Raw genomic sequence first — 12,717 nt, forward strand, 5'->3', positions numbered from 1 at the left:
GAAGCGGCGAGAAGAGGCGAGCACCTGGTGGATGTCTTCGGGGTTGATGTCGGGCAGGCCGAGCCGGTGGCGTGCGGCGGCGGTCAGGCAGAACGTGGCGATCCGCCAGGCCTCGACGAGAGTGGCCTTGCCGGTGTGGTTGATGGACAGCAGCAGGCAGGTCAGCACTGCGGCGATGGGCAGTCCGGGCGGGCCGGGCCTCGGGCCGAGTTCGGCGTTGATCAGCGGCATGATGCCGGAGTCGTCCAGCAGCCGGGCGTAGTGACCGACGACCGCGTCGGGAATCTGTGCCGTCTGCTTGGCGGGTGGCCGGGGTCGGGTGGCTCGGGCTCGGGTGGTGCGCGGCGGCCAAGCGCGTGGCTTCGCCGTACTCAACGGGCCTGTTCGTCGGGCCTGCCGCGCAGCAGCGCGACCGCGGTGGGTTGGTCCAGAGCTGGGACGAAATGTTGGTAGCGGGCCAGCGAGGAGACGCTCATCCCGGCCGCGGCGGCCACCACTCCCAGGTCGATCCGGGCGCTCAGGAGCTCGACGATCCAGGAGGAGCGCAGCCGGCGCACCGACAGGGCGGGCAGGCCGCCGGTCGGCCGGTGGCGGGCCGTCCAGGAGCTGAACAGGTTCTTGGCGTGCCGGGCGGCGCGCCCGGGCCGGAAGACGAAGGCATCGCCGGGCCGGTCGGTGGCGCGGGCCAGGACGTCTTCCCAGGTGGCGCGGCAGACGATCAATCGCTGTGTGTCGGGGACGGTGACCACGATCGCGCCGGAATCCAGGTGGCGCAGATGCATGGCGCGGACGGCGGCGACCTCGCCGGAGGTCAGGCCGCAGCCGAAGGCCAGCGCCATCAACGCCAGCGCGTCGCCTCTGGCCTGGCCGGGCAGACGTTCGGCCCAGCCGCGAAGGCGGTCGAGCTGGGCCGGCGAGTACGGCCGGCTGACACTCTTCGGGGCTTTCATCGGTGGCGGCGTCTGTTCGCCGCGTTCCAGCCAGGCCAGCGTGGCGCGCATGTGCCGCAGCCAGGACCGGTAGGTCTGAGCCGAACTCGGCGCCAGGTCGGTGCAGCCGGTCAGGACGAATGCGTCGATCGTCTCGTGCCGCAGCCATATTTCCGGATCGTCGGGCAGGCCGCGGTGGCGGCACCAGGCGGCGAGCCGGGTGGTGGCGTGCAGCAGCCGTTCCACGTTGTAGGGAGAGCAACCGGCGCTGGCGGCGACCAGCATCCGCACCGTGTCGGCGACCTGCTCCCACTCCGGTGGCGGGACGCGCGGCCGGTAACGGGTGATCTTTGCCGAGGTCTCCGGGTCGAGGGTCACACCCCACTCATAGCGGCAGGACAACCTGCCGTTACGTAGCGCGACGACTTTGACTGATAGGAGAACATTGTCATGGTCGGTGGACGAGCCCGCTCCACCGCGCCCCGGGATCTGGCCGAGGACCCGCAGGCCTGGCCCCACGCGGACCTGGAGGGCCATGTGGCCGCGGCTGTCGTTCAGGCGATCGCCGCCACCCTCGCCGGTGAACTCGCCGCGCGCAAGCTGAGCCGGCGCGTCCTGGCCGCTCTGTCCGGGGTCAACTGGCAATCCATCAACGACCTGCTCGCCGGGACCTCCTGGCCGGACGTGGCCACGATCGCCCTGCTGGAGAGCGCCCTCGGGGGGCCGCTGTGGCCCACCATCCGGTAAGGCAGGTGGTGGCGCGAGTGGTGATCGACCGTCGCGCGGGGGCGGGCCATCGGCAGGGGTGAGACGCATCATCGTCCTCTTTCCGCTCTGCCAGATCTCGGGCAGGGCAGGCGAAATAGGCTCGACGGCCCCCGAGCTCCCGCATCGCGCGTTACGCTCAGAAGCGCGCGAGCCACCGTCAGTTAGACCTGCAGGGCGCTCACGCAACCCGGGTGCCGCCGAGCTGGACTCTCGGCGGCACCCTCTTTGCCGTCGCCCCGGACCACAGGGATGACGGCAAACTCATCAATGGTCAGCGGCGGCCCCGTTCAGCGTGGCGCCGTTGAGGCCCTCGGCGATCGAGAACTGCCCGCGCTGGTGCTCGGCCAGCCACCCTTTGTCGATCAGGCGCTTGAGCCGGGTTCGGACGACTTCCACCCGCTTGTGAACATCCGGCTCGCCCAACGCCAGCGCGACCTCCCTGGCGCGCATCGCCCGACCCGCTGAGGCCAGCATGATGACGACCTGCCGGTTAACGCCGGTCAACGAAGGCCACCCGGAAGCAACGCCGCCGAAAGCCCCTGCGGGCGGCACCGGTTGAAGGTGAGGAGACTCAGCCGGAACTTGACGGTCAGTCTCATCGGTGGCCGGCTCGTGCGAACCCCGGGCGTGGTGATCGAGCACGTCAACCGGATCGCACCCGTCACTCGCCGCGTCCTCCGCCCGGAGATCCTCCACGGGGTTGCGGCCCAACACCTCGTCTTTGGCCTGCAACCTGGCCAAGGTGCGCCGGACCGCCGCCAGTTGCTCCAGCCGCTCCTCGGCCTCGGCGATCTTCTCGCGCCACGCCACGACCTCTTGCCGCGCCTGAGCTTCCTCATCATCCAGCCGCTCGACAAGCTGAGCGACACTCATCTGCTCGAACCGTGATGGCACCATCGCCCCCTCGGGCTCGATGACCCCAGTGTCTTTGCAGTACTCCGGCGTACTCACTCACCGAATAGTTGCAACTCCACACTGTAGGCGCGAAAGCCACGCGAGTGCAGACACATCACAAGATCTTCCTTGCTTTCCAGCCGCAACTTCCGCAACGAAGTCACAGCCATTTGCAAGTTCAGGCCCGAGCCGCCCCATGGCCTTCCGGGCGTGCCGACGGCCGTGGATCAGGTCAGTGACCAGCGTGTGGGACTCGTCCGGAATGCTGTGATCACGGTTAGACCTCCTTCTGCAAAGATCATCGCTTCGGCCCGTGTCGGCGGAAGTATCGGGCCCTTCACCAGGAGAACCCGATGGGGCGATGGACGACGGTCGCGGTCCTCACCCTGGCCGGACCGGCCCTCGTCGGCGCGTCCCCTGCCGACGCGGCCACGGCGCGCGACCCGGCCACGGCGATCCAGCACCAACTTGTCAAAGGGCACGGAGTACGGATCACCCGATAGATGGCGTGCTCCGCGCACGATGGATGCCCTAAACGCCAGCCTTCCTGACTCCCGGCTTCTCCAACGCGGGACATGTTCGCCTACTTGGAATCGGCCACGCTCGCGTTCAGCGGCTTCATCAGATCCAGCGCCTGGCCGTCGCCGATGGCGGCCACCTGGTGAATTACCCGCACAATTAGCTAGGTTGCCCTCACCTCGTCCGATTCTCACAGGGAAAGTGGCAGCCATGCGGCAACAGCACAAGACCTTCCAGGCGATCGAGGTCGGCGACGGCGGCGACGAGCGGTGGGCCGCCCACGCCCGGGCCCTGTGGCAGGACATGGAGGGCCTGCTGACCGAGGAGGGCCGGACTCCGGAGGGCGCGGATCGTGTTCGGGCGCTGTTCCGTGCGCACCTGCCGGAACTGGTCCCGGTTCTGGACCGCCTGGCCGGCCAACTCGACCGGCCCGAGGCGGAAGTCTTCCTCACCCACGCGGCACTGCGGCCGTTCTCCCAGTCCTGCACCCAGATCGGCCAGAACGGCACTCTGCTGCGCAACTATGACCTGCGGCCCGATCAGTGCGAGGGGACCATCGTCTCCTCCTGCTTCCTGCGCCCCGTGATCGGGATGCAGGACATGCTGTGGGGCTTGCTGGACGGGATGAACGACGCCGGTCTCGCGATCTCGCTCACCTGGGGCGGACGTTCTGTCTACGGACGTGGCTTCGCCATTCTCATCCTCGTGCGCTACCTGCTGGAGACGTGCGACACCGTCGATGAGGCGGTCGACAGGCTGCGGTCCCTGCCGGTCGCCGTCCCCCAGAACCTCACCCTTGTCGATCCCAAGAAGGCGATGACGGTGTTCGTGGGACCGGATATGCCGCCGACGGTGGCACCGGACGCCTGCGCCTCCAATCACCAGCACCTGCCGGTGACCGACGATCAGGAGCGGGCCATGCGGACGCAGGAGCGGCTGCGAGCCATCCGCGCCGCGGGCGCGGACGTGGCGGCGATGCTCAAGCCGCCGCTGTATCGATCCGTCGACGAGCAGGGGACGGTAACGCTCTACACCGCCCACTACCGGCCCGCCGAGGGCCTTGTGACGTACTACTGGCCCGGTGAGTCCTGGCAACAGTCCTTCGGCGACTTCACACCCGGAACCCGCACCGTGACCTTGGGCCGGGCCAGCTGAAAAGCTTTCCGGACTCCTGCTCACCCCTGCACGAAGATCTTGCAAGAACATGATTTCACCCACCGCAGACAAGCCCTCCCTCGGCTGGCCCTGCCACGTGGCAATCCCCCTGAACGGTCAGCGCCCGGGCTGCCTACGCGGGAAGCGATCATTCTCTTCTCGGGAAGCGATCTTCTCAACCCCTCTTGAGCCCCAGGCCAGCCCTATTCGTGAACACCCCTCGGCATGCCGTGCCCTGGCCAAAGCTGACACCTTGAACACCCGCCGCAAGTGGAAGGGTCCGCACCGCTCATTCCTACGGGCGCACCTTCGGTATGCACCAATGACAACGGCGCTCACGCGGCCTTGGCCCCCAGCGTGGATCAGTTGGCCCGCTGGACTTCCAGGCCCGGGCCTGGCCCGAGGTCGAGCTGTTTGCTCATGTCGAGCTCGAACCTGCCGTACAGGTTCAGATGGCTCCAGAAGAGGGCCGACAGGCCGCGCCGGTCGGCGTCGGTGAGTTTCTTGCGCCACTGGGGCTCGGCGAGGACGATCTGGATCATCCTGGTGTTGAGGTAGACGATCGCGGCCTGGACCAGGTGCAGGGCCAGGGCGGAGACTTCGACGTGTTCGCGGTCGTCGCCGGTCAGGTCGCCGGCCTTGCCGTAGAAGATGTCCTTGTTGGCGCTGTTCCAGTTCTCCACCACGTTGAGGCCTTCGTGGATTTCCCTGCGAAGTTCTTCATCGGCGAGGTAGTCGCAGATGAAGACGGTACGGATGACACGGCCGAGTTCCTCGATGGCGCGGTAGGTGGGGTGCTTGGGGCCGCCGCGCGTGAAACGGCGCAGCATCTGGTGGGCCTCGGCGGTGCGCAGCCGCAGCGCCGTCGCATATTTGATCATTTGGTCGTACTGGTTGGCGATCAGCTCCCAGTCAATCGTTTTGCCCGACAGCACCTCCTCCAGCCGCGGCCAGGCCTCGCCCTCGGCCAGGCCCGGCCGGTACAGGCGGGCCGAGCCGATGTTCTTGAGCCGGGGCAGCAGCTTGAAGTCCAGCAGATGCGAGAACGCGAACCCGACGATCGAGGCGCCGTGGGTGTCGGTGTACTGGCGGTCGATCTCGGCGGAGGTCAGGTGGCGCAACAGGCCCTCGATCATCGAGGCGACCTCCGAGTCGGTCGTCGATCTCACCTGGGAGTAGATGCAGACGTTCTTGCGCTCCACGTGCCAATACACCATGATCCCGGCGCCGCCGTAGCGCTGGTGCCATTCGGTCATGAAGTTCGCTGACCAGGATCCGAACTTGCGCGAGTCCGACGCGCACGCCGTGCCCGGCCCCCACAGGTCGGTGTCGCGCACCTGGAGTGTCTTGTTGACCACGATGCGGATCGCGGCGCGCAGGTTGTCGCGGTTGACGAACAGCCGGCGGGTCCGGCGCAAAGCGGCCTCGGTGTCGGCCTCCATCCCCGCCGTCGCCGCGGTGCCATCGGCGACCCGTTTGATCCCCATGTTCGTGCCCAGCCCGAACGTGCACAGCAACAGCCTGCGCCGCAGCACCTCAGGGTCGGTGACGGTGCGGGAGGCCACCGAGGTGAACTCGCCGGTGAACGTCGTGGCGTGGTCGACGTTCTTGATCAGGTCCAGCAGGTCGATCACACCCCACCGGCGGGCGATCTCCTCCTTCAGCGCCTCCAGATTCTCCGGCTCGATCTGCTTGGCGACCGGCGGGACGCTGATCCACGGCTCCCCCTTCTTCTTCGTGATCTTCACGCCGCCGGTGGTGTTCTTCTTCACCTCCTTGTTCAGCCGGTCCAGCGCCGCGACGTGCCGCTTTTGCAGGTCGGCGATGAAGTCGGCCGGATCGCGAGGCTTGGACAGCGCCTCGTAGTGCACATCCCGGTTGTCTTCGAAGTCCGCGGGCAGATCCTGGTCCGGATTGCGCCAGGTGTTGCCGCCCTCCACCCAGATCTCGCGGCGCCGGATCGCCTTGCGCAACGACACCAGCACGCACAACTCATACGGGATCCGCTCGACCAGGCCGGTGTCGGGGTCGCAGACCGCCTCTCGCCAGTCCTCGGGCACCACGTGCTCCAACGGCACCACCTCGGCGGACGCGTAGAAGTCGGCCTCAGAATCGGCGTAGCGCTGCAGCAGGGCCAGGGCTTCCATGACCGGCCGAAACACCTCGTTGCTGCACCCGAACGTCACCGCTTTGAGCAGCTTGGGCAGGCCGCGGCGGTAGTGGTGGGAGTAGGAGCCGCGCAACTTGGTCCGCACCCGGGTGTTGAAATCCTTCTCGTTCGCCTTGGCCTCGGCGATGATGTCTTTCAGCGTCCGCTCACCGACCACCGGATACAGGGCTTTGCGGACGATCTCCTCCGGCAGTTCCAGTGCCGCCGTAGCGAGCTTCACCAAGATTCCGTTCTTGCCCTGCACCCGCCGAAACTCGGCGTTGAGTTCCCCTTCGACCTTCTTCTCCGCCCGCACGCTGATCTTGTGCACGAGCTGGATCAGCAACTCCACCAGCCCATCGATCAGCTCCGCCTGCCGAACCTGGCACAACGCGGCCAGCAGCGTGATGCGGATCGGTGCCGGCGCCGCCTCGAAATCGGAGGGATACATCTTCATCGCCCGGGCCCGCCAGCCCGCCACGACCTTCTCCGAGGTCCCCTCGAACAAGGCGGCCGGCAGCCCGATCGCTTTCACCCGCTCCAGTTTCACGATCTCCGCCAGCAGCGTGTCCAGCTGGAAGGACCCCGGATCCTCCTTCAGCTCCTGCAAAAACGCGCGCTTGGCCGAGGCATCGGCCGGAGACTGCCCTTTTGCCCCAGGGGTGGCCTCTGCCTCGACGTCAGGGGCGGCGGCGAGGGCATCGGCGATGACCAGCTCTTCCAGCTTGCCGACCGAATCGGCCGACAAGCGATCTACGGTCGTAGCGGTGAAGTTCCGCTTGAACATCGACTCGGCCGCGCCCAGGACGCGTTCGATCCGGGTCGCCTTCGGCGGCTCGATCCGGTCCTCCCGGCAGCGCGCCAGCAGTGCGCTGCGCAGCCGGTCCCGCGACATCTCCACCGGGCACATTTTGGTGGCCAGCCAGTCCGCGAGTTTGTCCTCATCACCCACCGTCGGCTCACGGAAGTCGTGGAACTTCCTGATCTGCGCCCGGTGGTACTCGATCGTGCGACCCGACCAGTCGTAGGAGGCGAACAACCCCGCCTCGACCTTGACCTGCAACGCCATGAACTCCACCGCGGCCCGCGGCATGTCTTCCCGCCGGGGGAAGCGGGCCTCCAGCTCGAAGAACTTCAGCATCAACGCAAAACCGAGCCGCGTCGCTCCGGACTTGTTCGCCAGCAGGGCGAACTCCTCCTCATCCAGCGTCCAGCACTCGATCAGGTCTTCCAGTTCCCACTCACGCCGCATGCCCGCACCCTTTTCTCCTGATCTCCAACGAAGGTCAGGAGAAACATGGTTTGTAACCACTCGACTACCGATCGGTATGTCAGAGCCGTGATCGCCACGTAGCGAACTTGAAACGCAACCCTCGGTTACTTTGCGGCCAGCTTAAAACGGAGAAGCTGTGGCCACATCACCTAACAGTGGTTACTCAGAGCTACTTTGCGGCTGGTGACACGGACCCGAGTGGGGGGCCTAGGAGTGCCCTCTCTCACGGGTCCGTGCGTGCCGAGGGTGAATCGCACGACTGATGGTCCAAAGACCCGGAGCCAAGAAGGAGTCAGCTACTTCGGCCGATTCCTCCGCCTCCTCTTTACCCGCGACCTGCCGCTCCCAGCGGAGTATCGCCACACAGGGCCGATGACCTTCGCCCCGAGCACGTGTTCGAGCAGCGCAAGCGCTTCGATCTCGGGCGGCGGTCGACCCGCGTCCGCCGGCGGGACCATATCCGAGAGGGGCACCTCTTCTGGCGGCTCGGTGGGCCATGGCACCAGGTCCTGCGCGGCCGGAACATGGTCGGAACGGGCCGTGGCGCCGCCTGAGAGATCATCAGGAGCAGGGGACGACTCCGTGGGCCGGGGACGCCGGTCAGGGTCACGAGACGCGTGCTGGGCGGCGCGGGCGGCCCGGGCGGCGGCGGGCATCTCCCAGGAGGCGAGCACCTCGTGCCAGAGCTTCCGCTCGGCTCGGTGCGCCGCGAGCCGTTCGGCGTGCTCGGCGTCGGCGCCGGTCTCGGCCGCAACGTCGTCCAGGGGGCGGCCGCCGCGTACCCACCCGTCTGGGGTGCGCTCAGCCCGGCCGAGCGCTGCCAGCGTGCGCAGCGCTTCGGTGGTCGCCGAGGAGGACAGCAGGGCCAGGCGGGCGATCTCGGCCGCGCCGGTCGGCGCGCTCGACAGCACCTCGTGCACCAGGGCGACGCAGGCTCCGAGGTGGTGCAGGCCGGGGTGGGTGGCGTCGATCCGGCCGCCACGCCACTGCCTCGCGACCGCCTCGGCGCGGTAGGCGTCGGGCACGATCAGGAGGTAGCGGTCGCCAGCCTTCCCCCGGCCGATGACGATGCGCTCGACCAGCGGGTCGGGCTCCTCCCGCAGCCGCTTGAGGTGCTTGGCGACGGTGGTGTGGTCGAGGCCGGTCATCAGGGCCAGGGCTCGGACGCCGAACGCGGGCGAGGTGCCCTGCAGGAGGCGGGCGGCGACGGCCATGGCGCGCAGCAGGAGCCGTATCCCGGGCGCGGCCCGAGCCGCCGAGCGCGGTGGCCGACCTGATGATCTACATGTACTGGTCGGCGGGTGCCAGGGACGCCCTCGACGGGCGCACGGTCTTCTCCAAGCCGGGCGGCACCGCATCGTCGAGGCCGCTCGCGAGATCTTCGCCACGGCCGGAGTCGACGTGACCATGCGCGAGATCGCCCGCCGCGCCGGCGTCGGGGTCGCCACGCTCTACCGCCGCTTCCCCACGAAGGAATCGCTGATCACCGAGGTGTTCGCCGAGCAGATGGCGATGTGCGCGGCCGCCCTCGACCAGGCTCTCGCCGACCCCGACCCGTGGCATGGGTTCTGCGCGGTCATCGAGAAGGTCTGCGCCATGCAGGCCGTGGACAGGGGATTCACCTCGGCGTTCCTGGCGGCGTTCCCCGGCGCGGTCGCCTTCGGACCCGTACTCGTCCGCAACGAGCGCGGTTTCGCCGAGCTGACGCGGCGCGCCAAGCAGAGCGGGCAGCTACGCGCCGACTTCGTGCCGGACGATCTCAGGCTGCTGATCATGGCCAACGGAGGTATCAGCGCGGAATCCCCCGAGGCGGCCCTGGCCGCGTCCCGCCGTCTGGTGACCCTGCTGCTCCAGTCCCTCCGCGCCCACCCGGCAGACCCCCCCGGCCCCTTGCCGCCGGCCGTCCCCCTCAGACTGCATCATCTGGAGGCGAGCCGAGGACCTGGTGGAATCACGGCATGACTCGCTTCCTTCAAGCAGTGGTGCCGCCCATCCCTGGGACCACAGTCTGCGGAGGTTCGGCAGTGCCTCGGATGTCGGTCGCGGCAGCGGTGACCTGGCCAGGTTATCGGCCGCACGCGGCCAGCAACCGCGGAAGTGGCCCGGCACCAGCGTGCCGACGACGTTGTCCAAGCCACCACTGTGGAAGGAAAACACTCTCGTGAGCCGGAAAGTCATCCTCGACAGCCCGCGGTCTCGCCCGCAGGAGGTGAGCCCGACAGCACGGCCTACGCCTACGACCCCGAACCGACCCGCACCTGTACGGGAAGCAGCGCGAGGCAAGAGGCACCGTGAGCAGCACGATGCCCGGGGGTGCGTACGCGACGAAGTCTCAGGAAGCTATTCGATCCCCCCTAACGACCCGGCATTGACGCTAGCGCGCCTGCGAGGCTGACGGAGGCCCCGGCGGCCATCGACAGCCACACGCCTTCGACCCCGAGCCACGCGCTCAGCAGATACGCGAGGGGCAACTGTACGGCGAAGCCCGCCAGCGTGGCGGCGAGCAGGCGACCGCCCCTCCCGCTCGCCTGGAGCACCCCGCCGACGGCGATCAGGCCGCCGAACGGCACCAGGTAGAGCGTCATCCAGCGCAGGAAGCTCACGGCCGCCGAGCCGCCGGTGAACATCCCGGTGACGGGCACCGCCACTGCGTTCAGCACCAGGGCCACCGCCACGCCCACGCCCAGGCCCAGCCAGAGCGGCGAGCCGGTGGGCTCACCGCGCGCCGTGCGGATCATGGCCGCCTGGCGCAGCGCGTAGAACGCCATCACCCCGGCGAGCATGACCTTCTGCCCGATCCCGTACCCCGCCAGCTCGGCCGTGCCGAACCCGGCCACGAGATCCACCAGGACCAGGCCCACCGCCGAACGGGCCAAGAAGTCTCCGGACATGGGCAGGCCGGTCCTGAGAACGGCCGTGGCCGGGAAGCGAGGGCCCGCGTCACGGATCCGTCCCATGGTCGCGAGGGAGATCGCGAGTGTGACGGCTCGGGCGAGCACGGTGGCCAGCGCGGCGCCGCTGACCCCCAGGCCGAGGCCGTAGATGAGCAGCGGGTCAAGGGCGATCACCAGGGTGTTGCAGATCACCGCGTTGCGCATGGGGGTCCGCGTATTGCCCCTGCCCTTGACGATGCCGTCCACGACGGTCTGGGCGAAGTAGACCGGCAGTCCGGCCAGCGAGATCAGCAGGAAGTCGGCCGTCGGGCCTGGAGACTCGGTGAACAGCGCGGCTATCGGCTCGCGGAGCAGTACGCCGGGCAGCGCGATCGCGACGGAGGACCCCGCCCAGAGCAGCCAGCCGGTCCTGATCACGGGGGAGAGGGGTGCGTGGCCGTCGCGGCGGCCGATCAGCACCGTGAGGCCCGTCGGGACGGCCAGGAACAGGCCGTAGGCGAGGTACTCGACCGTGGTGGCCACGGTGACCGCCGCTACGGCGGGCTCGCCGAGCTCCGAGACCCAGAGCAGGTCGATCACGCCGACCACGACGACGGCGGTGAGCAGTTCCACGTAGATGGGCAGCGCCACCCTGATCATCGATACCTCGTTTCGTTATATATCGATACGAGGTATAGCGTTACGATGCATCCCATGGCAAGTGGCGGCGACCTGACCCTCACCATCCTGGGATTCCTGAACGAGCGGCCGATGCACGGCTACGAGCTCAAGGCCCGGCTCGCCGGGCTCACCGGCCACCTGCGCCCGGTGAGCGACGGCGCGCTCTACCCTGCGATCAGCAGGCTGGAGAAAAGGGGGCTGGTCGAGCGGCATGAGGAGGCGGGCTCGCACGCCGCGCGCAGGCAGGTCCTCACCCTCACCTGGGCAGGCCGCGAGGAACTCCTGAGCCGCCTGCGCGACCCCGCCGACCTGGATATCAGCGACCAGACCAGGTTCTTCGCGCTGCTGACGTTCCTGTCAGCGCTGCCGGACAAGGCGGACCAGGCCCGGGTCCTGCGCCGCCGCCTGGACTTCCTGGAGGCGCCCGCGAGCTTCTTCTACAGGGATGGCAAGCCGGTCAAAGCCCAGGATGAGCCCGACCCCTACCGCCGCGGCATGCTGCTGATCGCCCGAGCATCCGGCAAGGCGGAACGCGACTGGCTCCGCCAACACCTCGACGCCCTTGAGTAGACCCCAGCCAGTACGGCATCGAACGACAAGGGCGACCGGTACGGCCCTCGCGGTGGGCGCGAACCGTCGTACGTCTGTCGCCACGTACATCTGCGTTCACGGAGCCGCCGGTTCCGCCACTCTCCATGTTCCCCTTGTCCGGGTGGCGATCCACCGATCGGTGGGTCGCCACCAGCGCGACGAGCGAGCTGGTCGTACTCCCGCGTACGGACAGTAGCAGTCACCTCACGGCCGCATGCTGTCGGGGAACCCGGTCCAGCGCAGCTCGGGCGGGAGGTGGCTCATGTCGTTGAACATCACGAGCGTGGGTGGCAGGCCGTTGCGGTACTCGATGACCGTCAGTGCGGTGTTGGCGCTGTTCAGTCCGAGCCATCGGGATGGCGGCGCGTCCAGGGCGTGCCGTACCAGCCACGCGATCTGGTAGGCGTGGGTCACCAGGACGTCGTGTGTGTCGGGTGTGGTCGTGTCGGGGGCCTTCGCGAATCGGGCGACCAGGGCCTCGGCGAGCCTCTGCCCCGAGGCTGCCTCGGTGTCGTCGTAGCCGTCGAAGAAGCCGGCCCAGGACGGGGGTGTTTCGGCCGCACTGGGAACGTAGGGCACGTGGTCGACGAGTTCGGCGGCCTCGGTCACGGGGACGTTCGGTAGATGCCGGGCGAGTTCGTGCGCGCTTGCTGCGGCGCGGGGTAACGGAGAGTGCCACACGGCGTCGACCGGTACGCCGGCGAGCCGTTCGCCCAGTAGGGCCGCCTGCCGGCGCCCGATGTCGGTGAGCTCCCCGAACGCGTCGGCCGCGCCGTGGCGTGCTAGGTAGAGGTGTCGCGTAGTCATTGGTAGTAAGGGGCGCGGTGTCCGTGCGGGACCGTTTCCCTTCTCCTTTCGATCGTAGGTGCGGGGTCCGTGCCGCCT

At 68.3% G+C, this 12,717-nt stretch carries 12 protein-coding genes; 5 read left to right on the forward strand and 7 right to left on the reverse strand.

What is annotated here, in order from left to right; translation table 11 throughout:
- Together ABZ911_RS25900 and ABZ911_RS25905 are read right to left on the reverse strand one after the other, a co-directional pair.
- Nucleotides 1–375: hypothetical protein (locus ABZ911_RS25900; RefSeq protein ID WP_358060876.1), on the reverse strand; the 375-nt coding region annotated here is incomplete at its 3' end.
- Nucleotides 372–1,307: a hypothetical protein gene (locus ABZ911_RS25905; RefSeq protein WP_358060879.1), complete on the reverse strand. Its 936-nt coding sequence runs from the start codon at nt 1,305–1,307 to the stop codon at nt 372–374. The genes ABZ911_RS25905 and ABZ911_RS25900, both read right to left, overlap by 4 nt.
- Before the next feature lie 72 nt (nt 1,308–1,379).
- Between ABZ911_RS25905 and ABZ911_RS25910 the strand changes: the two genes are divergently transcribed.
- Entirely contained in the window at nt 1,380–1,676 is a 297-nt protein-coding gene (locus ABZ911_RS25910; protein ID WP_358060882.1) for a helix-turn-helix transcriptional regulator, read from the forward strand.
- Between the two features lie 285 nt (nt 1,677–1,961).
- Here the strand turns inward: ABZ911_RS25910 and ABZ911_RS25915 are convergent, their stop codons facing one another.
- On the reverse strand, nt 1,962–2,648 hold the full coding sequence (locus ABZ911_RS25915; protein ID WP_358060885.1) for a hypothetical protein: 687 nt from the start codon (nt 2,646–2,648) through the stop codon (nt 1,962–1,964).
- 296 nt (nt 2,649–2,944) lie between these two features.
- Here ABZ911_RS25915 and ABZ911_RS25920 point away from each other — a divergent pair, with 296 nt between their 5' ends.
- Both ABZ911_RS25920 and ABZ911_RS25925 read left to right on the forward strand, forming a co-directional pair.
- On the forward strand, nt 2,945–3,094 hold the full coding sequence (locus ABZ911_RS25920) for a hypothetical protein (protein ID WP_358060888.1): 150 nt from the start codon (nt 2,945–2,947) through the stop codon (nt 3,092–3,094).
- Nucleotides 3,095–3,320: 226 nt separating this feature from the next.
- Nucleotides 3,321–4,265: a C45 family peptidase gene (locus tag ABZ911_RS25925; protein ID WP_358060891.1), complete on the forward strand. Its 945-nt coding sequence runs from the start codon at nt 3,321–3,323 to the stop codon at nt 4,263–4,265.
- Nucleotides 4,266–4,627: 362 nt separating this feature from the next.
- Here ABZ911_RS25925 and ABZ911_RS25930 read toward each other — a convergent pair whose 3' ends face one another.
- Nucleotides 4,628–7,666, reverse strand: coding sequence for a Tn3 family transposase (locus ABZ911_RS25930; RefSeq protein ID WP_358060894.1), 3,039 nt, complete (start codon nt 7,664–7,666; stop codon nt 4,628–4,630).
- A 317-nt stretch (nt 7,667–7,983) separates the two neighbouring features.
- Complete coding sequence (locus tag ABZ911_RS25935; protein WP_358060897.1) at nt 7,984–8,901, reverse strand: hypothetical protein; 918 nt, start codon at nt 8,899–8,901, stop codon at nt 7,984–7,986.
- Nucleotides 8,902–9,043: 142 nt separating this feature from the next.
- Here ABZ911_RS25935 and ABZ911_RS25940 point away from each other — a divergent pair, with 142 nt between their 5' ends.
- On the forward strand, nt 9,044–9,649 hold the full coding sequence (locus tag ABZ911_RS25940) for a helix-turn-helix domain-containing protein (RefSeq protein ID WP_358061319.1): 606 nt from the start codon (nt 9,044–9,046) through the stop codon (nt 9,647–9,649).
- 392 nt (nt 9,650–10,041) lie between these two features.
- Here ABZ911_RS25940 and ABZ911_RS25945 read toward each other — a convergent pair whose 3' ends face one another.
- Nucleotides 10,042–11,220: an MATE family efflux transporter gene (locus ABZ911_RS25945; RefSeq protein ID WP_358060900.1), complete on the reverse strand. Its 1,179-nt coding sequence runs from the start codon at nt 11,218–11,220 to the stop codon at nt 10,042–10,044.
- Between the two features lie 54 nt (nt 11,221–11,274).
- Here ABZ911_RS25945 and ABZ911_RS25950 point away from each other — a divergent pair, with 54 nt between their 5' ends.
- Complete coding sequence (locus ABZ911_RS25950; protein ID WP_358060903.1) at nt 11,275–11,811, forward strand: PadR family transcriptional regulator; 537 nt, start codon at nt 11,275–11,277, stop codon at nt 11,809–11,811.
- 225 nt (nt 11,812–12,036) lie between these two features.
- Here ABZ911_RS25950 and ABZ911_RS25955 read toward each other — a convergent pair whose 3' ends face one another.
- Entirely contained in the window at nt 12,037–12,639 is a 603-nt protein-coding gene (locus ABZ911_RS25955; RefSeq protein WP_358060906.1) for a histidine phosphatase family protein, read from the reverse strand.
- Nucleotides 12,640–12,717: the final 78 nt, after the last annotated feature.

The organism is Nonomuraea sp. NPDC046570 (assembly GCF_040645915.1).
Taxonomy (GTDB): Bacteria; Actinomycetota; Actinomycetes; order Streptosporangiales; family Streptosporangiaceae; genus Nonomuraea.

Excerpts from the sequence above, each read along its gene's own strand:
- ABZ911_RS25910 (WP_358060882.1), top strand. The coding sequence starts at position 1,380 with ATGGTCGGTGGACGAGCCCGCTCCACCGCGCCCCGGGATCTGGCCGAG.
- ABZ911_RS25920 (WP_358060888.1), top strand. The coding sequence starts at position 2,945 with ATGGGGCGATGGACGACGGTCGCGGTCCTCACCCTGGCCGGACCGGCC.
- ABZ911_RS25925 (WP_358060891.1), top strand. The coding sequence starts at position 3,321 with ATGCGGCAACAGCACAAGACCTTCCAGGCGATCGAGGTCGGCGACGGC.
- ABZ911_RS25930 (WP_358060894.1), bottom strand. The coding sequence starts at position 7,666 with ATGCGGCGTGAGTGGGAACTGGAAGACCTGATCGAGTGCTGGACGCTG.
- ABZ911_RS25935 (WP_358060897.1), bottom strand. The coding sequence starts at position 8,901 with ATGGCCGTCGCCGCCCGCCTCCTGCAGGGCACCTCGCCCGCGTTCGGC.
- ABZ911_RS25945 (WP_358060900.1), bottom strand. The coding sequence starts at position 11,220 with ATGATCAGGGTGGCGCTGCCCATCTACGTGGAACTGCTCACCGCCGTC.
- ABZ911_RS25950 (WP_358060903.1), top strand. The coding sequence starts at position 11,275 with ATGGCAAGTGGCGGCGACCTGACCCTCACCATCCTGGGATTCCTGAAC.
- ABZ911_RS25955 (WP_358060906.1), bottom strand. The coding sequence starts at position 12,639 with ATGACTACGCGACACCTCTACCTAGCACGCCACGGCGCGGCCGACGCG.